The following is a 26,322-nucleotide window of genomic DNA, read 5'->3' on the forward strand; positions in this document are numbered from 1 at the left end:
CGCACAGATTATAAGCCTGTTGCTACAGTGTGTTTACCACGTTCTTTGATTAATTGTCCGCGTACATCTAAACTTCTATACGCATTAATTGGGCTTAGCACTCCCCCTGCGTTTAATCTTGCTTTTTCTAATAATGGTCTTACATCTGTTCTGTAAGCGCCTTGCAAGATTTCTTGACATTTTACAACATCATTATCTAATTGTGCTACTTTTAATGCTTTTTGGTCAATTAAAAGCGCCTTTGCATAAGCTTCTTGGATGGCTTCTAAAGACTGAATTAAATCTTCTAAAGGATCTTTTACGTTGTGACTCGCATCAATCATCCATGCTAAATCTGGATTTTGTGGATTGTTTTCCATACCATATACCAACTCGTTAAAGATTAAGAATAAAGCATAGGGCTTAATACTTCCTACGGTTAAATCATCATCACCATATTTACTATCGTTGAAGTGGAATCCGCCTAACTTACCTTTTAATTGTAAGATAGAAACGATTTGCTCTATATTTGAATTTGGTAAATGATGTCCTAAATCTACCAGCGTGTAGGCTTTATCACCACAACCATTGGCCAACATTAATGAAGCCCCCCAATCTTGGATAACAGTACTGTAAAAATTGGGCTCGTAAGGCTTGTACTCTACTAACATAGACCAATCATCTGGTAAGCCTTTATAAATATCAATTAAACTGTTTTGTGTGTTTTGAAAAGCCGTTTGGAAGTTATTTTGACCTGGAAAACAAGAGCCATCTGCCAACCATACCGTCAACGCTTTTGAACCTAACTTATCGCCTATTTTTATAACATCTAAATTATGTTGAATGGCTTGCTCTCTTACCGCTTGGCTTAAATTGCTTAATGAACCATACTTGTAAGTCTCGGCGGCATCTTTTTGATCTTGAAACGTATTTGAGTTTACCGCATCAAACTTAATACCTAAAGCATCTGCCTTTTCCTTTATCGCCGCATAATCTGAAGGAATATCCCATGGAATGTGTAATGATACTGCTCCTGCGGTTTGTGTTAAGCTATGTAATACGCCAATATCATCAATTTTTTCTTCTAAATTGGATGGCTCGCCATAGAAACCAAATCGCCCAAAACGCGTTCCACCAGCACCTAATGCCCAACTAGGAATGGCTACTTGGAATTCTGCTAATTTAGAAACAATGCTGTTTACATCGTGTCCATTTTTACTAAGCTTGTTGGCTAAAAAGTCAAAGCTCTCATTGTGACTGTCAATTTCTTTCTTGTTAAAATCAACTACTTGCTCTTTTTGAATCTTCATCTTAAACTAATGCTTTTAAAGAAATAAACTCCCATAAACCTCTAAACGAATCTATGGAAGTTTCTCTCAACTAAACTAAACTAAACTTTATATTATCTTACAAATGCGTTGGCCATGCCGCCATCAACATTTATTATATTTCCTGTTGATTTATCTAAAATTCCTACTAATGAGAATACGCCGTTAGCAATATCATCAGGAGTAATGATTTCATGTAATAAATTACGTTTGGCATAAAATGCGGGTAATTCTTCAACGGTGATGCCGTTGGCTTTTGCACGACCTTCAGCCCAAGCACCTTCCCATATTTTACTGCCTACAATTACACCATCTGGATTTACTGTATTGACTCTTACTTTATCTTTTGCTAACTCTGCCGCTAACAAACGTACCATATGTTGCTGAGCAGCTTTTGCTGTTCCGTATGCAACATTGTTTGGTCCAGCCACTAGTCCATTTTTACTAGCTATGGCAATATAATTTCCTCCAAGACCTTGTTGACGCGCTATGGCTGCAAATTGTTTAGCCAAATCAAACTGCCCTTTTACCAATATGTTTTGTAAAATATTCCAGTCTTTATCCGTAGTATCTTCTAGTGGTTTTGAAATAGCTAATCCTGCACTATGCACAACAATATCTACACCTCCAAATTCAAGCACTGCCTTCTTATATGCGCTGGCTATGGAATCTACACTAGTTACATCACAAATGGCATAAGTTGATACGTCTCTTGCGTAAGTCCCATTTGCTTCTTTTAGTGCCTCTTCATTTATATCGGTGAGTACCACGTTAGCCCCTTCTGCTGCTAATTTATCTGCTATGGCTTTTCCAATACCTCCACCAGCTCCAGTAACTAAGGCTACTTTGCGAGATAATGGTTTTTCTTTTGGCATACGTTGTAACTTAGCCTCTTCTAATAACCAATACTCAATATCAAATGCTTCTTGTCTTGGTAGTGAGGTGTATTCAGTTATCGCCTCTGCACCGCGCATTACATTAATAGCATTGATGTAAAACTCACTAGCTACACGTGTGGTTTGTTTGTTTTTTGCAAAACTGAACATCCCTACGCCTGGGTAAATAATAATTACCGGATTGGCATCACGAATGGCTGGACTATTGTCTTTTTTACACGTATTATAATAATCGGCATACTCTTGACGGTAAGCTTCAAATGCAGGCTCTAATTTTTTAAGTATGGCGGCTGAATCTGATAAATCTTCGTTTTTATCCAACTCTAATACTAAGGGTTGTATTTTTGTTCTCAAGAAATGATCTGGACATGAAGTCCCCATTGGTGCTAATCGCTCTAAATCATTGCTATTGATGTATTCCATCACAACTTCTGTATCTGAAAAATGACCAATCATTCTATTTTCAGAAGAACATAAACCTCTAAGCAGTGGCATCAATTGCGCCGCTTTTTCTAAACGTGCTTCTTTTGGTAAACTCTCTACTTTTTGTCCACCAAAAACCTCGCCTTGCTCTTTTAATTTTTTCTCAATATATTCAGAAGCCATTTCTATAACCTCTAAACTATTCATATAACACTCGTATGAGGTATCTCCCCATGTGAATAACCCATGACTTCCTAAAACTATTCCTCTAATCCCTGGATTATCAGCCAAGCATTTTTCTAACTGAAGCCCTAAATCAAATCCTGGTTTTTGCCAAGGTACCCAGCCCATAGTATCGCCCCAAATCTCTTTGGTTACTTTTTCACTATCCTTGGCGGCAGCAACCGCTATTAATGCATCTGGATGCAAGTGATCTATATGTGCAAATGGTAATAAGCCGTGTAACGGCGTGTCAATGGATGGCGCTTTACTATCTAAATCATAAATACAGTGATTGAACAGACCTACCATTCTGTCTTCATCATGTAACCCTTGGTATACATTTTTTAAATCACGTAGTCTACCTGTATAAAGTCCAGCAATTCCAGAACGCGTTAGCGTGCCTATATCACCTCCAGATCCTTTTACCCACATGACCTCAACATCCTCATTAGTTAGAGGATCTTTCTCTATAGTCTTACAACTGGTGTTACCCCCTCCGTAATTGGTTATACGTAAATCGGCCCCTAATATGTTTGAACGATATAAAAATAATTCTACTTGATTATCCCCAAATGACGCCGCCTTTGCTTCATCCCATAAATAATCAACGTATTTAAAATTTTTTGTGATATTCTCCATGTTGGTTGTTAATATATTATTTACCTCCAAAAATAGATTACTAACAAAACATTCCTATCCTGTACTATACTGCAACACTTCCATTTGTTAAAAATCAACTCATAAATAGGCATATTTCCATAGGTAAAACACTTCTACTTTTAAATTTTTATTAAAATCAATTTACTCAATATGATGCCATGAGCTCTTCTTTTTTAAAAGCATTCTCTAATATACTTATTTATTCTGGGTAAATGAAAGCCATAATACTAGTGTATTTAATGCCATTTTTGTACATTTCAACTCAAATTATTATTAGTGATTTACTTGATTAAAAACATTTCTTTAATCTAAAACAATTGATATGGACATGCTAAAACTTATTAAAATTGATGAAAACTCTAGGGTACCTAAGTACCAACAGATTATTGATTCAATTATACATAATATATCGATTGGAAATTTAACCATGGACCAAAAAATTCCTTCTATTAATATGTTTAGTGAAGAATTTTATTTGTCTAGAGATACCGTAGAAAAAGCATACAGTATTTTAAAAGAGCGAAACATTATCACAGCAATTAGAGGTAAAGGTTACTACATTTCTAGAACAAAACTTATTTCAAAAGTTAATATACTCTATTTGGTAAATAAACTAAGTTCATATAAGCTTAGAACATACAACCACTTTATTAATACCATTGGCGCTAATTCACATACAGATTTAAACACTTATCACTGTGATGAAACGTTATTTTTAAACTTGCTTGATAAAAATAAAGCGGCTTATGACTACTATATCATCATGCCGCATTTTAAAACAGACAAACTGAATCATATAAGCTTTACTGATAAAGTTTTGAAAGCTTTAAAACAAATCCCTAAAGAAAAACTAATTATTCTTGATAACGTTAAGCCGGATTTAGGTAGTGGCATGATTGAAATATATCAGGATTTTGAAAATGATATTTATGGAGCATTGAATGACGGTTTAAAAAAAATAAAAACATACAAAAGACTCATTTTAGTGTATCCTGAACGCTCTGTTTATCCTTATCCAAGACGTATTTTGCATGGTTTTAGAAAGTTTTGTGTTGAACATAAACTTGATTTTGAAATATTGGATGAAGTCTATGATGACATTGTTTTAAAAACAGGTGATTTATTTATTACCATAGAAGAAGCCGATTTGGTTAACCTTGTAAAACAGGTTAGAGAAGACGAGTTTCGTTTGGGGAAAGATATAGGCATCATTTCTTATAATGACACACCACTAAAAGAATTATTAGGCATTACAGTAATGTCAACAGATTTTAAGGTTATGGGCGAAACAGCTGCCAATATGATATTAAATAAGTCAAGAGGTAAAGTAAAAGTACCTTTTCACTTGATTGAAAGAGAATCATTGTAATACCCCGTTTTACTTTTCAATACACCTATTGTCTGTAAGTATACATTTGAATACTAGAAGGACTATTAACCTTTATTTCTTTAGGTAATTTTGATAACTTTCCTGTTTGACTATCTCTTTTAAAAATTGTAATAGTGTTTGTAAACTGATTGGCTACAAGCACAAAACGTCCAGACGGACTAATAGCAAAGTTTCTTGGATGTTCACCATAAGAAGGCTCATGACCTACCAAATGCAAGGTTCCATTATTTTGATCAATAGAGAACATAGAAATACTATCTTCTTCTGGCCCGCGATTTGAAGCGTATAAAAATTTACCATCCTGTGAAATATGAATATCTGCAGCTCTATAAAGTTCCTGTTTATTTTTGTAAGAATCGTAATCTGCTATAAAATTTAAATTTCCATCCTTATAACTAAAGGATGTTATTTTTCCACTCAATTCAGCAATGCCATATCCAAATTTTCCATTGGGATGAAAGGCAAAATGTCTTGGCCCGCTTCCTTGTTTAGTTTTAATATCCATTTCATTTTCTAATTTGCCTTTATCCTTATCGGAAAAGCTAAATCTTCTCATCTTATCTGCGCCCAAATCTTGAGCAAACAAGTACTTATTATCAGGTGAAAAGTACGATGAATGCATATGAGAGATATCTTGACGCCCCTTTATAATACTGCTATCCTTAAATTTTAGGACTTGACTCGGCGCATTAAGACTTCCATCCTTATTGATTTTAAATAGGCTTAAACTTCCATCCGAGTAATTTGAATTGGTTAAATAATTCCCTGTGTGGTCAATTTGCAAATGCACAGGGTTAAGACCTCCACAGTCTTGCATATTTAGTAATTCTATTTTTTGATTTTTGGCATCCACTTTAAATGAAGCTACTTTACCGTGGTGTGGCATTTGACTTTCTACAACCGAATACAAATATTCGCCGTCATCGGATAATTTTAAAAAAGAGGTGTTCGTGATACTATCCAAAGTAAACTTTAAAACGCTTTCTCCGGTGTCGTTATTAAACTGGTAAACATGAATACCTTCACCTGGTTGTTTATCCGTATAACTGCCCACAAAAAGCAAGGTTTCGGTAGTATTTGTTTGACAACCAAAAACAGTAATCATTAATAATAAGACGAGTAATTGCTTCATTTTAAATAGTGTTTCTTATTAGAATTATTTAGTGTACTCTTTATAATATGATTTTGATGAATTGGTAGTAACACCCTCATTTTTATAAGATAGTTTTTCACCTTCTCCCACATAAATACTTTGCAATGTCTCATTTTCATCTAAGGTGATTACTGCAAAAGTGCCTTTAAAATAAATATCTAATGTTTCATTTTGAAAAACTTCATCTTTGGATTGTGTAATCACATACTGAATTAAAGATTCAGAAGGTGTTTTACTAATAACCTTCAAACCTTTATAGAGTCCATCCTGCTCAATTTTAGCAACGGATTGAATGGATGGTGTTTCTGTTTCATTATAGGGTTCAAAAACCACCACAAATGGGTTTTTCCAGGCCTCACCTTCTTTTCTAATGACTAAGGTTGGTGTTGGTAAATTATCATAAGGCTCAGGCGACTCAAATGTTATTGGTGCTTTTACTTTGGTATAAGTTCTATTCTCAAATCCTGGAATATGCAATTGCATAAAAACATTTCCTTGTTCTAATTTTTTTGTATGAAACGTGGCTTTTACATCACTTGCATACGGTTTTGAAGTTTTTACATCTTTGAAAAAATGCCATCCTGGGTGCCTGTAAACTTTATTACGCTTCCAAGGTGCATCAGCGTTAGCCATATATCTTTTAGGAGTTTTTTGAAAATCTAAATCCTTGTTTTCAAAAGTGAGTTTATCTCCTATATTGTGATACACATAATCGTGATATTCGTTTGGCAATCTGGATTTTGAACGAAATACATCCACATAGTAGCCTGTTGTTGGCGATGTCCTAATCAAAGCCAAGGTGCGTTCTTGTGTGGCTTCGGCCTTATCGCCTTTATCATCTTCAAAACTCGTTAAACTAAAAGAATGATTAGGAGACACTCCTTCCTGCCCAACTTCGGGTTCCATGGAAATCAATTGAATTTTATTAATTTCCAAATCAACCCATCCGCCTTCACCTCGAGAACTCCCGTTTACGATAACCGTATTATGACCAGCAAAAATTCTGGAGTAGTTTTCATGAAGGTCCACACCATAGCGATTTCTGCCGTTATCTACTCCTAAAACTTGCCCTTCACCGTATAATTCAATATTCATGCCTTCAGCATGCCCATGTACCATGTGCGCACCGCCAACAAAACCCATTAAACCATCTTTGGGGTTATTTGTGTTACTTAAATTACGCTGTAAAACAATACCGGCATGATACACTCTATCCGTTCGCGACAAGTCTACATTGGTAGATGCATTATCAAAACTACCATCGTACCAAAATAATGCCTCAGCCCCTTCTCGTTTATATTTCCCTTTGTTCATTGCCCTATTGATAAGTGGTGCAAATTTATTTTGAATTTCGGTTAAGCCATCCATCTTAGCCACGGCATAGGCATCGTCATAAGCTTCATAAGGCACATGCGCATGCCTGTGTCCATCTCCCCAGCGTACAATTTCCTCATTGGGATACACAAAATAATCGAGTCGTGGTAAGGCATGTAACACATTGGGGTGCTTTTCTCCCAATTTCAGGGACGGATCGTATTTATTTAATACCAACATCAATCTTGCTAAAATGGATGTGGTATGGTTTAAATATTGTGAGGTTTCTGGCCAGATATCACCTTCATCTTTATAATTCTTAACCATGACGTTTAAGGCATCTTGGTTTTCGGTACTTTCAGTAAAGAAATAGGACAACCACTTTTCTCGATCCATTTTATCATCCATCGCTAAGGCATTATATACCAAACTTGGTGCTTCTAAAACACTATGATTTGAACCCGATTGCCCATAATTTACTGTTATGTTTGCATAGGTCTTAAACACTTCCTGAGCATCTTCAAAAGGAAAATTCACGTTTTTATTTTCAATGATATCAAAAGCCTTCCCTTCCTTTTTTAAATAAGGATAGATGAAGTCATAAATCAACGGTAATCTATACCCTATAACACGTACTTCCCGAAAGCCATCATACGGAAATAACCATCCTCCTCTGCCTCTCCATGTAGAGACTTCAGTTTGCTGAACAGATTTTATAAATGAATATAAAATACTACTCGCCACAAATGCATATTGTTCATCTTGAGTTAAGTAGTACATGGTACCACAATCTAAAGCTACTTGTAAATATGTAATTAAAAGTTCGGCAGGTTTCCAATCTTCATCGGTAGCATTATCCAGATTTTCTTGAACACCGTTCCTGATATGGGTTGTTTTAAAAAATGTCGGAAAACGGTTTTGCTGTTTTTTAGACCAATCAAAGGGCAATTGTTTGATATATGCTGTTGGATTTTTGTAAAATTTTGCAACCTCTACGTCTGTAGCTAGTTTTAACGTATCGTAAATTTCTTTCGCCCATTCTTGAGTTTCAATTTTATTGAGTATTTGTTGACACTCAGAAGCTTTTACCAATATAAATGGGCGTTCTGGAGCTTGAGACCATACCTTAAACTGAGTTATGGTAATCAATGCCAATAACACATAACAGCCTGTTATTTTTAATTGTTTTAATAGTTTCATTTGCTGTATTATTTTGTTAATTCTTTTTACTCATATTTTATCAGTTTAATTGGCCCCTCCAGACCTACCGACGTTAATGGCTCATTTTTGTATCTATTTGTCCATCTGTTTACAGCTGGAATATCTAAAGATAAACAATAGTTTGATAGAACTGTGGTATAGTGAATTTCAATAGCGTTTTCGCCTTCCTCTAGAACATCAGATACAGGATACATCGCTCTTCCATACCAACGTTTAGCGACTTTTTTACCGTTTACGTAAAGTTCTGTAATGCCTTCATTCACATTACCTAAATCTAAATGTGTAATAGCATCTTCAACTGTAATTTTAGTCTTATAGATAATAGTTCCTGCAAACGTATTTTGCGTTTTATCTTTTGATGCACTAAAATCCTGTAAAGCATCCATATTCCAAGTAAAGTTCTTACCGTCAACCCTTTTGCCTTCTACCGTCCAATTTGCCTGTATTTCTTTTGAAAACACCAACTCGGTTTTCTTATCCGCAGATTTCACCTCTGGTTGTTCATTTTCGAACACTAATAATAATGATTGAAGAGGCTCTAAACTGATGTCTAATTCATTTGAAGATGTTTCAAAATAATAAGGCTTACGCTCACCATTTTCAGGATTCCAGAGGTATGGATATTTATTTTTAAACGGGAATTTCGCCTTAAAACTAGAAGTCTCGTAACGATTGATATTGGTAAAGAAATAAATAATTTCTTTTGAAGTGTTTTGATGAATTTGAAATACATTTTTACTAGGATTACTAATTTCAACATCTGGTAAGAGTTAAGATTTCTTTAAAACTTCTTCCGTCCATGAGAATAATTTCTCAATCGAATTTGGTGAATTAACGCTAATAATTGATGACGTATAATTACTTTGAATATCAGTCATAATTCGTGAAATAACTGCATCGTTAGCCTGATAATCGCCATATCCTAAAGACTTATCTGGTAAACCATCAATAACAACAACCTTACCACCAGAAGCCACAAAATCTTTCAATGTTTTGGCTAATTTAATATCTACTGATTCCAAATTGGCTAAAACCAGCAGTTTAAAATTCATGTCGCCATAGATTAAAACACCATCTTTAACTTTAGCATTAGCCAATACATTTTGATTGATATAATCGCAAGAATATCCTAACTGACTTATGGGTTCCCACATTCTGTATAAATATTCTGGTTCTGTATGAAATGGTCCTCTCTTTAATCCTTTGTCTCCCCAAAGATCTGATGTTGGTCCTAAAATAGCAATAGATTTATCTGCTTGAGAATTTTGGAATACATAAGACAAACGGGCGTTGTAATCTACCCAACTACTCAAATGTTTCCACCATGTATTTTGCTCACTAAAATAAGAGCCGTATCTAATCCAGCCTGGAAAAGGTGCGTCTTTAGGCGAATAATTATAACCATGCAAAACAGAATGATTAATACCTGTGATAAAATTCATGTCATCGTGCTGTTTAATGTCTTCTAAAGTGGTTTTGAAAACACCTCTAACATTAGTCATAGTTTCGCAACTGGTAATTTTTTTTCCTGATAAATGCGCTCCTGCTGAGGCGTATAAATTCCATGTCATGTAGCCATGAGACTGACTCCATTGCCATGTAGAATCTTTCATTTCGGCGGAATAAATCCAGTTATTACTCTCTGGTATATCAGGAATCATGTACCCATCTAACATACCCATTAAAAATGGAGTCCCATAGGCTTGATAGCGACACAAAATGCCATTGTCTTCACAAAATGTTTTATAAGTTCTGGTGAAATTATCCAAAAAGGTTTCAACTAATAATTTATTATAATCAAAACGCACACGCTTAATTTGATTTTTGAATTCTTCCGAAAAATTATTGGTATAGTTACTTTTCGAATAATCTTGATGACCTTAGTAAAACACAAAAGCCATCCAAGGGTCAAGTTTATAGCCATATGTTTTGAAAAACAATTCTGAAAACCCATCACTCCAATTGGCACCAGAGACCTCTATACTATCACAAAACAAGGCTCGAATTAATTGATTTAGAGGAGTACCCGAACGTTCTGAAATTTTTTTCATCCTATTTAAATAAGCCAAGGTCATTTCCTTTTTATAATGATCTATAACAGGCCCTGCACCACCAGGTGCTCCTAAAGTAACATCTCTAAAATCTTGTTGTAGTAATTGATATGACAGCATATATTTCCCTTCTCCTTTTATGGTATATAAAATACTACCTGAGTCATCCTGGTGTTCGACAAGGTCAATTATTTGATCTATGGAAATACAATTAGAAGGGATCAATGAAACACCTGATAGGCTCCATATGGTGCGTTCGCTGTTGCGTTTCTCGTCACGGCTATTTCTAAATTTATTCTTGTAATAATTAATTAAATACTGTTCACTTATCTCAATAACATCACCTGTCTTGTACCATATATTATCTGTAACTATGCGTTGGCAAGTTTCATCTTCATTTAAAAATTCACCACCAAAAGGCCAACCCGTTCCTGCAATAATATCGGTAATCATACCTAAGTCTTGCGTTTTTTTACAGGCATGCACTACAAGGTCTACCCACTCATCACTCATCCAAACCAAAGATTTTTCATCCGTTGGAGTCGCATCTGGCATAGCAATGGGATTTATTTCAACACCACCAAAACCAACATTTTTTAAAGATTCTAGCTGCCTGTCTAGTTCCTCTTTTTTTATTTTATTGCCATTCCACCACCAACGTACAAATGGTCTTGCTTTGGCAGGTGGATTTTGAAAACCTGAGAATAAATCTTGAGTTGATATATCAAATGCATCTATTTTGGTTTTATTATTAGAATTACAACTGAATAAGATACTTGTACTTAAAATTAAAACTCTTTTTAAAAATATTACTTTATTCATTTTATACATCTTAATCAACTCACTAAAGAGTTTGTTTAGTTTGACAATTAATTATTTATAAATTTTAGCATCCCCTCTCTATAATGTAAATAATCATTAGCTGGAGACCCAGCATTATCATCTAGATACCTTTTAATCCATTGAGGATGTGAAATATCATTAGGATTTCCTTCAAAAATATTTTTAAGAAAAGTTCCTGTTGTAGCCAATTGTTTTAAAGAACTTACTTTTGAAGTGTAACCTTTTAGTTCTGGCAAGCCCATAAAATAATTAGTCATTATAGCCACGTCCGGAGATTCGGCATAAGGAATAGTCGTTCCTTTTTTAACACCTAGACCGTAAAAATTCATGTAAATCTGCCATGAAGATAATTGTTCTGGCAGATGATTGCTTTTAGTTAATGTACCCATACCATGATCTGCAGAAATAATAAAAAACGCGTTTTTCCATAAATTTTCCTCCTTTAAGAAATTTATCAATTTCCCTAATTGTGCATCCGCATTTAAAATGGCTTTAATATATGCTGAATCTGGGTTGGTTTTATCTTGTGGACCTTTCCAATAGCTTCTAATTTCCTGTAAATGCAACCTTACTAATCTTGCACCATCTTCCTTTATATGTTTTATGCCCAACGCTACCACTTTTTCATCTGGCATAATTTCAGCGTAATACACATCTGGTGTTTTAAAAACGTCATACAAAGTATGACCACCAACATACACTGATTTGATACCATTCCGTCTTGCAGAAAGAAAAATATCATCTAAATCTTGAGTTTCAAAAATATGCGTTCCTGTATGCATACCAATATTTGGTGGCGATGCACCTCCCCAAGGTTCAGAGCCATCTGGTAATTTTACTCGCCCCATAGGACTGTTAGAATAAGCATCTTCTACAACGACCCCATTTTCGGAAAAATATTTCAGATGCTCAGCACCAGCGGCAATAGCTGTTTCCGCGGCATATTTCATTAAACCATCAATAATAAACTGCACCACTACAGGCTGATTTTCCTCTAATGCTTCAGATTCCAAATTCGAAATTTGTTTTGTTTGCTTCGATTGTTTACAACCCAATAACAAAACACTAATAAGTAATAAACCTAAAACGCTTCTCATTTTTGCCTAGTTTTTCTTAATAATTCATTTTTTAAAAGATATTATTCCATTCCACTACTTCATATAGATTTTGAAGTTTTTATAAATAGCTGTACGTGTGTACATGTGTCGTAACCCTATTCTTCCCTCTGAAATTGGAGCTACTTTGGTAATATCCCATTCAAAATATTGTGTTTCATTTTGATGCTCCATTTTAAAACTGAGCTTTTCTGAAGTTTTGATGGCCGTTATATGATAGATTTTTCCTTTTTCAAATAAACCTTGCATATCGTACGATGGTTCTACCACAATGCTATTAAAGGGTTTGACCTTTGGTTTGGGATAACGTCTTGCGCGCACATAGTGTAAGCCTGCACCATCATTACCAAAAGCCGAAAAACTAATATGAAACGTGTTCATATTTTCGAAATACATTCGCATTTTAGGAACCTCTCGTAAGTGCGTCCATTCAGAAATATCTTTTTCGTAAACACCCTCTTCGTCTCCAGTTGCTTGTACGTAAAGTATATTTACATACTTGTTGGCATCATCGGTTTTCATGTAATCAAACTCAATTTTCACATCTCCTGAAAATGATTCCTCCGTCCATAAAACCGCATGGTGGGCATCATTTCTGGCTTCAGGACCTGCTTTAAAATGCATGCCTTCTGGAGTATTTTCAACCGTTGCAACTAAACCATCTAAAGTCCATTGTTTTGTCCAGTCTTCAGTACAATCATCCTGAAAAACTAATTTCCAATCATCTTGAGTATCGCTATTGTTTTCGCTAAGAGGCTTGTTTGTTTTGCAAGAAACTACAAGGACTAAAAATACCAATAAGAATACATTCCACTTCATAAACACTATTTACTTAAGAAATCTTTCCCCCATTTTTCTCTAAGCTCCACAGCAAGTTGATTTACAGTGTCTTGGTATTCTGGCTTTTCAGCTAAATTATCTAATTCTAAAGGGTCGGTCTTATGGTCAAACAACATGCGGGCATAAGCAATACCATCATCTTTAACCCATTCCGTATAAAACAAATCGCCTTTTATTAAGGTAACCATATCCCTAAATTTAGAAACTCCCCAATCCTTTTCTGGTGTTTCTCCATTTATAATGGGCACAAAACTTTGTCCTTCAACGGTTTCAGGACTATCCAAACCAACTAACTCCGCTAAACTTGGATAAATATCTATGTATTCTGTTATAGCATCTGTTTGTTGCCCGCTGGTTTTACCTGGAACTTTTATGATAAGTGGTGTTCTTAAAGCGGTTTCAAAAGTGACGTGCTTGCACCATAATTTATGGTCACCTAAATTCCAACCATGGTCGCCCCAAAGAATGACGATGGTATCTTCTTCTAATTCTAATCGCTTTAATTCATCTAATACCAAGCCAATTTGCGCATCAACATAGCTAACACAAGCGTAATAGCCGTGAATCATTTCTTTTGCTAAATCTTCTGGAACATCACCTTTTTTCGGGATGTTATCATATTTACGCAGTTCGCCAAACTTATGAAAGGCCTCTTTAGGTGTCGTTTTTGGTTGCACGTAGCTTTCAGGAAGTTCAATTTTACTTCTATCGTACAAATCCCAATACTTTTTGGGTGCATTGAACGGTAAATGTGGTTTCATAAAACCAAGTGCCAGAAAAAATGGTTGGTTTCCTTCTTTTAGTTTTTGTAAGTCTTCTATCCCTTTTTTAGCAATTTTGCCGTCAAAATAAGCACCATCTTCAACATCCATATTTTCAAAAGGGGGCCCATAACCTGTTGCTATTGCTTGCTCTGAACTTTCAGTTAATTGATAGTCTCTTATATTTCCTTTAGGAAACCATCTCGAATCCCAAGCAGCATTATCGTCTTTACCACCATGGTATATTTTACCAGTTGATATTGTTTTATATCCATTCTGTTTTAAAAGCATGGGCAATGATACGGCCTCTGGGTAATCATGGTCTTTTTCTGTTTTCGCATCAACAAAACGATGGCGTGTTGGTCTTGCCCCTGTAAGCAAACTGGCTCTGGAAGCACCACAAACGGGCACGTTACAATAGGCTCTGTTAAACACCAAACTCTCGCTGGCCAGTTTATCTAAATTTGGCGATTGAATGTGATTAGCGCCGTAGAAATTTAATTCAGGACGTAAATCGTCCACGGCAATAAATAATATGTTTTTAGGTTTAGTTTCTTGTGCTATTTCGGTGTTTTTATTTTCATTTTTACAAGATGTAAAAACGACGAAACAACATAGTATTAATTTGAAAATTCTTTTCATGTTATGATATTTTTACCAGTGTTCAATGAGTTTATGATCGTCTAAAGACAGTGTGTTTTTGATGCTATCAGGAATTTTTCGTTTAGGCGTATCTTGATCTAGTTTAAACCCCTTGTTCCCTTTAGGGGTTATGATTGGCATATTACCCGGGGTTTCATCTAAAATATCTCCTTGAGACTTCATCCATTTAAATAAATCCTTTTTTAATTGTTCTTTGACCGATTGTAATTCTAGGTCGTTAGCCAAATTATGTTGCTCAAATGGGTCATTTTGCACATCGTATAATTCCTCAAGAGGCTCATTTTTAAATGCATTTGCTCCTCGTTTAATGAAGTAATCTACATTGGGTTTTCCAGTTAGATTTTGCTCAAGCACTTCTAATGAATTAAAATTTCGAACATATTTATAGTGCTTATCACGAATCATTCTTGAAGGGAAAACTTCAGAATTCAAAATATTTTGATTGGTTCTTACGCCATATACATATTTGTTTACCACCACTTCATCACCTTGTAATAGAGGTAAAAAACTAGTCCCATCCATATCTTCTGCTGCTTTACCTCCTGCAATATTTAGGAATGTTGGCAAAACATCGGTATAATGGATGAGTTGATTTGAAGTAGTCCCAGGCTTAATCACTTTTGGCCAACGCGCTACAAATGGCACTTTTAAACCAATATCTTTAACAGTGAATTTACCTGAAACCCCATGATCTGCACTGTATATAAATAGGGTATTATCATCTAAATACGTATCAACCAATTGTAAAACCTTTTCTATTTGCGTATTATCCTCTTCTATACTTCGGTAATACCCCGCTTTAGATTTTACATAGTCTTTATCATTTTTTTTATCCTCATTAAAGGGGAAAAACTTAATATCTTCTGCTTTCGGGTTTTCAACATCAAAATACTTTCCATGTGGGTATTTTGAAGTGATAAACATACAAAATGGTTTTTTCGCTGATTTGAAATAACGTTCTATACTATCTAAGGGAATATAATCTCTAGGCACGTCTTTTTTAGGCACAGGTTCCCACTCTTTATCCCATTGATATACACTTTGTGGTTTTACATGACTTTTACCTGCTAAAACCACTTCATACCCCAGATTTTTCATTTTCGCAGTTACACTTTCAACATTGGGTCTTGTAGCGGTATGATTAGCAAAACAGCCATTTTTTAAAGGATATTTACCCGTAAAAAGTTGAGATCGACTTGGAGCACAAATGGCCTGTGCTGTAAAAGCATTGTTAAAAAGCATGCCTTCTTTTGCGAGACGGTCTACTGCTGCCGTGTTCACTTTTTCATTACCATAACAACCGTAATCATATACATCTTGGTCGTCGGCTAAATAGAAAATTAGATTGGGTTTGGTTAGGAGCTGTGTTTCACTTTCAACCTTAGCTAAATCCTTGTGTTTTGTATCTGTATGCTTATTACCTAAACATGACGCGAAAGCTAGAATTGAAAGCCCTAAAAGTGTTAATTTTATATGTTTTTTAATCATTTCTTTGTAGCCTTAATGTTTATATTTCTTTACACCATCTTTTAATGGAAAAGCTACTTTTTCTCCATTTTTTGCCCAAGACCCTGTTGGGGTATTCCTTTTCATGAGCCATGTGCGTAGTTTATTGTTCATTTTTGATGCTAAATCAAGTGTCTCTTTGTTTGGGTTTCCGCTTAAAATATTGGTGGTTTCCCCAATGTCATTAGTCAGGTTATAAAGCTCATAAGACTCATCTTCATAACGATAAAATAATTTATAATGCTCATTGTTAACATGTCTATAATGAATGACTGATTGCGGCATGTTACGTACATCCATATACCCTGGGAAATGCCAAAATAATTCATTTTTATCATCAAGAGCATCTGTTTCTTCTTTTAGAACAGGAACGACCGACTTTCCATCTATTTCATGCGTTTCAGGGCTTGGCAATTTGGCCCCTGCAATTTCTGCTAGAGTAGGGTAAAAATCAATGGCATGAACTTCTTGGGTTGTATTTACAGTGTTAGGTTTGATAACACCTGGGTATTTAAAAATCAAGGGTACACGAACACCGCCTTCATAATACGTCCCTTTTCTTAAACGCAATGGTGTATTATCTGTAGGTCCCATAAAACCGCCATTATCTGAATAGAAAACTACCAAAGTGTTTTCGGCAATACCATCTGTTGTGTTTCCATCTCCATTAGGATCTTCTAGTGCATTTAAAATACGCCCTACAGTTTGATCTAAAAGTTCTACAAAAGCAGCGTAATCCGCTCGTGTATGACGTAAATCTTGAGATGTTTTGGCTTTGTATTTAGCTTCTAAATCAGGACGCGGAAGTATGCTAACATGTACAGCGTGAAAAGGGATATAAGCAAAAAATGGAGCATCTTCTTTTGAGCGATCTTTTATATAATCTACAACCGCATCTCCCAGAGCATCAGTAAGGTGCTTAGGGGTACCTTCTAATAGCCAAGGATCATTTCCATTTTGTATAGGCTTTAGCACATTTTGTATGTAAGTAGTGTCGTAGGGCTGAGCAAATCTTTTTAATCCTTCATGGCTAAAAATCCAACCTTTAGCATCATCGTTTTGTGCAAAAAATTCATTTCTTACTTTTACTCCATTTACAATGGCGTTTGTTTCTTTCCGAAGTGCTAAATTATAGTCAACACCTAAATAACTCTCAGCATGCTTACCCTCTTTTATGGCATGAAACTTTCCAAACCATGCCGTATGATAGCCCTCAGTCTTGATAGTTTTAAACATGGAAATACACTGTTCCTTCAAATAATTATTTTGAGTATGAGGCGTAATAGCTGTAATAACTCCTTTTGAAGCTCTTTTTAGACTCCCCACATTATACACGCCATTTTGAGGACCTGTAGCATATTGCCCACTAAGAAGTGCCGCACGTGTAGGTTGACAGTTTTGTTGCGTGTAGGCATAAGTAAATGACATACCTTGCGCTGCCAATTTATCTATGTTAGGACTTTCATAATACTTTGACCCATTTCCTAGACTTGTGTTAGGCGAACTTAAATCTGTCCAACCTAAATCATCAGCCATAATAAAAATGATATTGGGTTTTTGGTTGGTATCTATCTCTGATTGAGAGGTAGCTAAAAACGCTACCAATAAAAATACAATTAGTATAATCTTAGAAAATATTCTCATGTTAATTTAACGACAAAGATGTTATTACAATTTATTCATTCATTTGATTCTCTCCACTTTTCAAAATTATCTGTTTTCCATTTTGGATATAGGTTCCCGTAAGCCCCTCAGGAAGAAAAATAGTTCCTATAATCTTTTTACTCTTTGTTTTCTTTAAGTTGACTTTAATCTCACCTAGTTTATGCGGCATTGAGCCCTTGACCCAATTTAAATCTCCCAAATGAGGTTCGATTCGTACTGAATTGAACCCTGGAGCAGCAGGTTCTATGCCGCATACCAGCGCTAAATAATAGTACAAAGGTGATGCACTCCAAGCATGACAATCGGAACGCGTTGGATCCGCTTTCTCAGGAAATGTAGTAAGTCCTTTATCAAGTAAGCCACTTAACGTATCTAAAGTTGATATATACATATTACCTAATCCTACCTTCTTAAGCGCTGCTATCTTATAAAAATCGAAGTAAAATGAGGTTTGTGCTATCTCCTTATTGTTAAAAACGCGCTGCATGAGTTCTTTTTCTTGGGCTACTTCAAAAGTGTTACTTAATATAGCTAAAACATTGGCATGTTGACTAAAAGTATTTTTCTCTGGGGTATCGGCTAACAATTGCTTATCCTCATCCCAACAATGTTTTAATATTGAATTTTGAGTAACTTTTGCTTTTAGAGCCCATTTATTTTTGAGTCCAGTCATGCCGTAGGCATCAAATATTTCCATGGCTTTATGAATGGTATAAACATATTGCATCCCAATAACAGCAGAGTATTTTTTTTCCTTGGTTAAAGGCGGGTATCCCGTTTTCCATGCATCAACCCAATCTACAAAAAGCCAACTTTCCAATTTACCAAGCATGCCATTATCAGCTACACGTGCATCATACCAATTAAGAATATCGAGGATAGCTGGAACCATTTTCTCTATAAATTGAACATCCTCACAATGCATCATATAGTCATTCACCATGGTAATCCAAACCAATGAAAAAGGCGCTATGATTTGTTGTGTGCTACTTGGATAGCGTGATTGTGTTAGTCCGAACGGCAATCGAGAATCATAATAATCTTGAATGGCATCTTTCCACAATCGCGTGTCACCAGAAGCATAGGCCGTATTAAGTCCCTGTATACGCGTATCACCCGTGTATTGTAGTTGTTCGTAGTACGGACAATCAAAAAAGATTTCACCAGCACATAAACGTTGGGTTCTCCAAGCCACATCAAAAATAGCACTCATACGGGAGTCTTCACTTTCAAAACTGGACTTTAACTTAAATGGATACCCTGTAAACTCACTACTAAACCCCTCAAGAATTAATGGTTCTTCTCCTGTTGTAATTTTTAATTCAACATAACGGAAACTGCGCCACCAAAGTGGTTCAAAAAACCTATCATCTCCGCCATCTACTTCAATGATATCATAATTCCCCCACATGACTTTTCCTTCAACGTCGTTTCTATTGCCTTTATCAAAAGTTGGCTTACCATCTTTGGGGATAAAAAGACTCTCAGCATAGGTTATTTTAATAGTACTATTTCGCCCTTTACTAAACTTTAGTTGCGGATAGGCATTGGTTAAATGCCCTTGATCCAATAAAATAACGGCGGTCTTATTAGCAGGAATTTTAACAGGTTTACTGCCGGCTATCAAATCCTTTGCATTTTTTACACCTTCCATTCTTCTTACCTCAGCAAAGTCCTGCTTTTTCTTTTCCATCATTGGAATGGAACGCGGACACAACAGGCGTTTATCTGTTTTTCCAGTAATATTATAGTAATTCATGGGCATACCATTATTACCTTCTTTTACTTTTTTCCATGATATTTCATTATCTGATATTTTCCAGTACCACGGATGTAGATCGGCATTAAATTTTTCTCCGGGTCCGCTAGCATAAAAACGTCTAAGGTCCATAATTTTATAAAAGGAATAAGCCTCATCAATAACTACACGCCACGTTGTATTGGTATTAATTTCTTGTTCTTGTTCTGTATTCCCTTGAATGATTAAACCTGTTTTAAGCGACATTTGAGCGACTGGCTTAAGCTGTGCCATATTCCACACTTTTGCTGCAATATGATTCTCGCCTACTTTAAGATATGGTGCAATATCTACCGTATCAAATAGCCACCGATTTAAATCGCAACGCGCAGGACCGCGAGTTACCACTTTGCCATTTATGTATAACACATAACGGTTATCCGCTGAAATATTAATCACGTAATCTTCGGGAATTGTTTTAAAAGACAAGACTTTCTTAAATAAATACACCCCCGTTTCATCTCCAGTTATATCAGGATGTGATACCCATTTTGCCGACCATATTTCTTGGAGTAATTTAGAATTAATATTAGTGGTATTTTGAGCGCTTAGCATAAGTACACAAAAGACAATCCAGAAAGTTAGAATAGTATTCTTCATTAGTTCAAAAAAGTCTTTACCCTACTTCACTGTGGGTTTAGTTCTATTGTAGTTTCCCCTTTTCCGCTTTTACAAGCCAACAACAGCACTAATAAACTAATACCGTAGATAACTATTTTATGCATTTCAATTTTTTACTGCTTAATAATTTTAACCGTAGCCTTATTTTCTAAACCTACTTTTACAAAATAAATGCCTGCAGGTTTATTAGAGATATCAATATGTACCCTACCTTCCTTTACAGTATGAACCTGATTTGAAATTAACTGACCATAAACATTAAACATATGTAAACTCACCTCTTTAAAGTCATTTGGAATATATATATCAAACACACCCTTTGATGGATTTGGGTACGCCAAGATATTTTCTAACATATTTATTTTTTTAGACAATTTACCTTGACAGTCCGCTTTGGCCTTAACATCAATTTCATCACCATGAGCCACATCTATTTCTATGTATTTTTGGTTTGTTGTCATTAACAAATTACCATTTTTAATAACCACATAAGGCCCTTCGCCACTTTCAATAGTAATGGTTGCCTTGTCTTTATTTTGGGCTATTTTACCAGAAATAGAATTTCCAGATTCAATTTCTAAACTAAAACACTGTTTAAAATCTTCTCCATCAACTGTGATACAGAAACTGTAATTACCAGGATTTAAATTTTCGATAGTTATATCTTTTGTAAAACTATAATCAAGCCCAGCAATTTGTACACTATAATTTCTAGTGCGCAAGGTATTTATAATGAGTTTCCCGTTATTTCTGCCTGTGCAAGTTTCGCTTATAGTTTCAATATTGAAATTATTGGAAGGTAAAACCTCTGTAAAATCAACACCACTTAAGGCTATGGTATTAATTGATAATTTTGGAAGAATAATTTGGCCTGTTCCCTCTTTGATTAGAGATAACGGACTATCATTATAGGGTACGGCACGCTCTTCATCTACAGCAGAAAATGCCATAGCTTTATGTATGTAAGTATCTGTAAAACTTCCACCGTCAACTGATACATTAAAAACCACATCCTTATCGGTTAAATTTAAAGCCAAAACTGTAGCTTTACCATCTTTCCAAACTACTCTGGCGCTCACAGCTTTTACACCTTCAATAAGATTTGGAGATTGCATATCACTACCTATCAATGTACTATTTTCAAGAATACTTCGGGTAATTTCGTAGGCCGACCCAAATAAGGTTTTCTCTAAAGGGTATTTTATTCGCTCTTTGATCTTACCTTGCCCATCTATATATTCTTCCCAAACCAACATTGAATTCAATTTACCATTGGTACTAAACCAATTGGCACGCTCAAAAATATCCTGATTTTCGCTCATCATTAAAAAACAATCTACAGCTCCTAGTGCAGATACCGCGTTAGGCCCTCCAGATTTTACACCCCATTCGGTTAACCAAATAGGCTTATTCGTTACTTTACGTGGATAATCTGTAATTGAAGCTAATAAATGCTTTCTGGCAGTTAAGGCTGTGCTAAACGCTTCATCGCTGTTGCTAGCATCATCTGGATCTGAACCTACATAGGTATGAATGGTAACGGCGTCAAAATAAGATTGGTCTACAGTTAAGTCACTATTCCAATTTGGGTTAGCCCAACTATCGCGCCGTAGCAAAGGTATAGATACTCTAATATTTGGATCTAGCTCCTTTAGAGCAGCCGACATAGATTTTGCCCTAGCAATATAATCTTCTGCATTAGGTATTATTGAACTTCTCTGTCCTGGATAAAAATTCTCGTTACCCATTTCAACATCTTTAACTTCAAACCCTCTATTAATTAAATCTTGATAACGCGCAACACTTTCTTGACAACCATTATTAAAATCAGTACCATCAGCACTCATATTAAAGGTCCACATCATACTGAACCCTTTTCCTGTATTGGATTTACGTTCAGAATTTAATGCGGTTAAACCATCAATTCCTACTTTAATATTATTGTTATCAAAAATATACAAATTGGCCAAAAAATCGACCTCCTTCATTCTAGGGGTGTCATCAACGCCCTGTTTGTACTCAAACTTTTCTTCTCCAAAAAGCCTAGACACATCTCTTCTCCAATCATACCAATTAGCCCATAAACCATGAGGAAAACGTACCGAAATCGGGTTAAACAACTTCACAAAATCTTTTTCTTGATTCGTGCTAAAATGATGGATATTTGTTCCTAATAATAAATTATTGAAAGGCTCTTGAGAATCCGTCTTCAAATTTAAAGTGGCTTCTATATTGTCGGGCAAATTGAAAGGATAATCTTGTGCATTACTTTGTATAATTAGAATTAAAAACAACAGTAGTACTTTTATTTTCATAACATTTTTATTGTTCTGATTATTTTACAAGTAATATTCATTTTTCTAAGAATGAATTAAGAAATAAAATTACTTAACTTTTAGGCTTTACCTATCCTGTAGTATGCTGCAAAAAATATTATAAAAACAAAAAAAAACAGAGATAAACTTCTGGATTTTATAAGACATTCTGATTAAGATAAATATCACCCGAAAACTAATTAACCCTAAACCTCAACTAGTTTTAATTTTCGGCGCTAGTACGCGCTTTCTGCTCTACAAAATAAGGTTGAAAGGTATATTTCGATTTTTCGTCCCATTTTACATTTGTGTTGGGCAATAATTGCTTCAACTCCTCTAATTTTTCTTTGTACTCCTCATTTCCGGCTACGTTTATCCATTCGTTAGGGTCGTTAGCATGGTCATACAACTCTTGAGTACCATCTTCATATTGAATATATCTAAACTGATTTGTTCTCACCGCATGATTATTCATACCATAGGTAGTTAATGCAAAAGAGTCTTCGACACCTTCATTTTTGTTCATCATAGACACCAAACTTTTACCTTCATTTCTGGAATAAGCTGGGAGACCGCTTAACTCGAGTAAGGTTGGGTAAATGGATAACATTTCAACTGGAGCATCAATCTTTTTTCCTTTTGGTAAATTTGGCCCAGCAAACATCAACGGTGCTTTCGTAGCGGTTTCCCAAAGGGCATGCTTAGCAAAGGTGCCTTTTTCCCCGAGGCGATACCCGTGGTCTGACCACAACACAATAACCGTATTATCAGCATACTTGCTATTTTCTAAAGCATCTAAAACACGGCCTAATTGGTTATCTACAAAACTGATACAAGCCAAATAGGCTTGTACCATTTTTTTCCACTCACCACTTTCAATCGCCCAATTTGTGGTAGGCATCATAGGTAAATCGTTAATTTGTAAACCAACATCTGGAATATCAGCCAAATCATCTGCTTTATAAGGTGGTGTTTCAATAGCTTCCAAAGGATACAAATCGAACCACTTTTGAGGTACATATAACGGCACATGTACACGCAAAAATCCAACACCTAAAAAGAAGGGTTTATCATAATCGCGTTGTAATCGCTCAATAGCCCAGGTGGCCGATGAATGATCAGGCATCAAGCTATCATTTTCAGGAAATGCACCCCAGTCTGTACTCGTTCTACCATGAACACCTTTAATACCCTTTCCATAACCATCCCATACAAAGCGCTTTTTAGGTAATGGTCCAAACCCTTTTACGCGTCCTCCTGATTCATGAAATACACTATCTGGTGCATGATTATGAAACAACTTACCAATCCCCATGGTGTGATAGCCGTTATTGTTAAAATACTCTGGAAGAAAGGTTATATCTTTTGTTGCTGGATTACCATCTCGACGCACTTCATTATCGGGTGCCATTCCATAAATACCAGTATTAGAGGGTCGCAACCCCGTCATGATGGACGCTCTAGAAGGGCCACAAAGTGGCGCTTGAACATGTGCATTTGTAAAGGTTACGCCCATTTCAGCTAACCTATCAAAATTTGGGGTTTTTACATTTGAAAAATTGTCAATGGGTCCTATCATATTGTTTAAGTCATCTACTGAAATAAACAATACATTAGGTTTTGAAGGTTCTTCGGAAATCGCTTGCTCCTGAGCTGTTTTGGATTTACAAGAACTGATTAACAAGCCAATTACAGCTACTAAACAGACAAGTTTTTTCATGATAATATTGTTATTTATTTAATGTTTTTATAAAACTTCTGTAGCGTATAAAACGCTTTCTTCTTATTTCCTGTTTCTGAAATTAGCCCTTTTCTGTTCCAGCCGTTTTGGTATGGAATTAAAGTGCGTCTTGGCGACCTAAAATCTACCAAAGTCCATGGGGTAATACCACTAATTCCAGGAATTTTAGCCAAAGTAGGTAGGGTTTCTTCATATAATAATTCTTGAAACTCTTCACTCCAACGGGTCATATTATCGGCATGATATCCTTGAAGCGCACCAGCACCAAACTCGGAAATAATGACTGGTTTATCGATATCTATTTCCCAACGTATGTTTTTGATGTTATCAATTTTACCGCCATACCAACCATAATATTGATTGAAACTTAACACATCTACAACCTCAGCAAATTCATCTTCAACAATCATGATATTTTTGTCCTCATCTTTACCATGGTCTTCCAAAGCCGCACTAACGAGACGTGTGTCATCTAGTTTTCTGGCTGTTGAAGCTAAATTGGTTAAAAATGTTAAACGCTCTTTAGATGTAGGCGTTTCGTTGGCCATTGACCAAATGATAGAACAAGCTCTGTTTTTATCGCGTTGAATAAGTTCTGTTAGCTGAGTTTCAGCCTTTTTGTAGGTCTCGGTATTTGTCCATTGAATCGTCCAATACACAGGTATTTCTTCCCAAACTAAAATACCCATTTCGTCTGCTAAACGAATCATGTTTTCGCTATGCGGATAATGTGCTAAACGCACATAATTACAACCCAATTCTTTGGTCCAACCTAACAATACCTTGGCATCTTCAATAGACCATGCTCTACCACCACGCATGACGTTTTCTTCATGGATAGAAATCCCTTTTAAAAATATTTTTTCGCCATTTAATAAAATTTGCTTCCCATTGGTTTCAATAGTTCTAAATCCAATTTTATCTGATATGTTATCTTTTGAAATAGCAATGTTTACATCGTATAATTTCGGATTTGTATCACTCCAATAACTTAGACGTTTTACAGGAAATTCAAACTCAACATACCCCTCATCATCGGTAATAAAGGCTTTATTTATTTTTAATTCTGGAATGGAAAGGCTAACGTTTTGATTTCCCTTATTTTCTCCATTTAATTTAATGTATCCTGAAACCTCCTTATTGTTATTTTTAGTGAGTTGAATTTTATAATCTTCAATAAAGGTTTCATCTAACTCATAAATAGTGACATCTCTGGTGATACCCCCGTAATTCCACCAATCTGTGCTTAATGTAGGTACTTCATCTGCAGCTCGTTTATTATCTACTTTTACAATTAAAAAGTTATCCTTTTCTTTTAAGAGATGTGTCATTTCAAAATTAAAAGGTGTAAATCCACCCACATGAACTCCTAATTTCTTTCCATTTAAATAGACATCTGTTCGGTAGTTAACTGCACCAAAGTGTACATAGTAACGTTTCGAAGCGTCATAATCTTCAACATTAAATGACTTTTTATACCAAACGGTACCCTCGTAATAAAACAGTTTTTCTTCTTGTGAGTTCCAATCTCCAGGAACAATCAAAGTAGGGGCTGTATCAAAATCGTATTCTACCCTATCCGTTTTATTTTGTGGTTTTTTATTTAAAAAGTAGGCGCTAGAACCAGGATTTTCTGTACCATCATGAGGCTCCATTCTGTAGTTATAATATCCTGTTTCGTAAACATCCACAATATAATGCCACCTACCATTTAGGCTTTGCCCGTTTCTTAAATAGCTATTTTGCAACAACGGTTCATTTGCAAATGTGAATATTGAAATGAATAGTAGACTTATGCTAACAATATATTTCATGTG

17 protein-coding genes are annotated in these 26,322 nt (G+C 35.4%); 1 reads left to right on the forward strand and 16 read right to left on the reverse strand.

Annotated elements, in window-relative coordinates; all coding sequences use genetic code 11:
* Positions 1-8 precede the first annotated feature (8 nt).
* Both FGF67_RS07240 and FGF67_RS07245 read right to left on the reverse strand, forming a co-directional pair.
* On the reverse strand, positions 9-1,289 hold the full coding sequence (locus FGF67_RS07240) for a sugar isomerase (protein WP_139696235.1): 1,281 nt from the start codon (positions 1,287-1,289) through the stop codon (positions 9-11).
* Between the two features lie 92 nt (positions 1,290-1,381).
* Positions 1,382-3,487 carry a bifunctional aldolase/short-chain dehydrogenase gene (locus FGF67_RS07245; protein WP_199240664.1) on the reverse strand — a complete coding sequence of 702 codons (2,106 nt, stop codon included), beginning with the start codon at positions 3,485-3,487 and terminating at the stop codon, positions 1,382-1,384.
* Positions 3,488-3,836: 349 nt separating this feature from the next.
* Between FGF67_RS07245 and FGF67_RS07250 the strand changes: the two genes are divergently transcribed.
* Positions 3,837-4,877, forward strand: a complete 1,041-nt coding sequence (locus FGF67_RS07250) for a GntR family transcriptional regulator (RefSeq protein WP_139696237.1) — start codon at positions 3,837-3,839, stop codon at positions 4,875-4,877.
* Positions 4,878-4,902: 25 nt separating this feature from the next.
* On the opposite strand, the gene FGF67_RS07255 is transcribed toward FGF67_RS07250, so the two are convergent.
* The 14 genes from FGF67_RS07255 to FGF67_RS07320 form a co-directional block, all read right to left on the reverse strand.
* Positions 4,903-6,030: a lactonase family protein gene (locus FGF67_RS07255; protein ID WP_139696239.1), complete on the reverse strand. Its 1,128-nt coding sequence runs from the start codon at positions 6,028-6,030 to the stop codon at positions 4,903-4,905.
* Between the two features lie 24 nt (positions 6,031-6,054).
* Complete coding sequence (locus FGF67_RS07260; RefSeq protein ID WP_139696242.1) at positions 6,055-8,565, reverse strand: heparinase II/III domain-containing protein; 2,511 nt, start codon at positions 8,563-8,565, stop codon at positions 6,055-6,057.
* A 26-nt stretch (positions 8,566-8,591) separates the two neighbouring features.
* Positions 8,592-9,101, reverse strand: coding sequence for a glycosylhydrolase-like jelly roll fold domain-containing protein (locus FGF67_RS07265; RefSeq protein WP_139696244.1), 510 nt, complete (start codon positions 9,099-9,101; stop codon positions 8,592-8,594).
* 255 nt (positions 9,102-9,356) lie between these two features.
* Positions 9,357-10,394 (reverse strand): glycosyl hydrolase, encoded by a 1,038-nt coding sequence (locus tag FGF67_RS17655; protein ID WP_158293195.1) that lies wholly within the window; start codon positions 10,392-10,394, stop codon positions 9,357-9,359.
* 72 nt (positions 10,395-10,466) lie between these two features.
* Positions 10,467-11,459, reverse strand: coding sequence for a glycosyl hydrolase (locus FGF67_RS17660; RefSeq protein ID WP_158293196.1), 993 nt, complete (start codon positions 11,457-11,459; stop codon positions 10,467-10,469).
* Positions 11,460-11,506: 47 nt separating this feature from the next.
* Positions 11,507-12,577 (reverse strand): sulfatase-like hydrolase/transferase, encoded by a 1,071-nt coding sequence (locus tag FGF67_RS07280; protein ID WP_139696250.1) that lies wholly within the window; start codon positions 12,575-12,577, stop codon positions 11,507-11,509.
* Between the two features lie 54 nt (positions 12,578-12,631).
* Positions 12,632-13,414, reverse strand: coding sequence for a DUF1961 family protein (locus FGF67_RS07285; protein ID WP_139696252.1), 783 nt, complete (start codon positions 13,412-13,414; stop codon positions 12,632-12,634).
* 5 nt (positions 13,415-13,419) lie between these two features.
* Positions 13,420-14,838 (reverse strand): sulfatase, encoded by a 1,419-nt coding sequence (locus FGF67_RS07290; RefSeq protein WP_139696254.1) that lies wholly within the window; start codon positions 14,836-14,838, stop codon positions 13,420-13,422.
* A 12-nt stretch (positions 14,839-14,850) separates the two neighbouring features.
* Entirely contained in the window at positions 14,851-16,347 is a 1,497-nt protein-coding gene (locus tag FGF67_RS07295) for a sulfatase family protein (RefSeq protein WP_139696256.1), read from the reverse strand.
* A gap of 12 nt (positions 16,348-16,359) precedes the next feature.
* The gene (locus FGF67_RS07300; protein WP_139696258.1) at positions 16,360-18,009 is read right to left on the reverse strand and encodes a sulfatase; all 1,650 of its coding nucleotides are present in this window, start codon (positions 18,007-18,009) and stop codon (positions 16,360-16,362) included.
* A gap of 31 nt (positions 18,010-18,040) precedes the next feature.
* The gene (locus tag FGF67_RS07305; protein WP_139696260.1) at positions 18,041-20,428 is read right to left on the reverse strand and encodes an alpha-L-rhamnosidase-related protein; all 2,388 of its coding nucleotides are present in this window, start codon (positions 20,426-20,428) and stop codon (positions 18,041-18,043) included.
* Between the two features lie 134 nt (positions 20,429-20,562).
* The gene (locus FGF67_RS07310; RefSeq protein ID WP_139696261.1) at positions 20,563-22,764 is read right to left on the reverse strand and encodes a T9SS type A sorting domain-containing protein; all 2,202 of its coding nucleotides are present in this window, start codon (positions 22,762-22,764) and stop codon (positions 20,563-20,565) included.
* 223 nt (positions 22,765-22,987) lie between these two features.
* Positions 22,988-24,484 (reverse strand): sulfatase, encoded by a 1,497-nt coding sequence (locus FGF67_RS07315; RefSeq protein ID WP_139696263.1) that lies wholly within the window; start codon positions 24,482-24,484, stop codon positions 22,988-22,990.
* A 14-nt stretch (positions 24,485-24,498) separates the two neighbouring features.
* Complete coding sequence (locus FGF67_RS07320) at positions 24,499-26,319, reverse strand: glycoside hydrolase family 2 protein (RefSeq protein ID WP_139696265.1); 1,821 nt, start codon at positions 26,317-26,319, stop codon at positions 24,499-24,501.
* Between the last annotated feature and the right edge of the window lie 3 nt (positions 26,320-26,322).

The sequence above is a fragment of the Allotamlana fucoidanivorans genome, from assembly GCF_006265225.1.
In the GTDB taxonomy this organism is placed as follows: domain Bacteria; phylum Bacteroidota; class Bacteroidia; order Flavobacteriales; family Flavobacteriaceae; genus Allotamlana; species Allotamlana fucoidanivorans.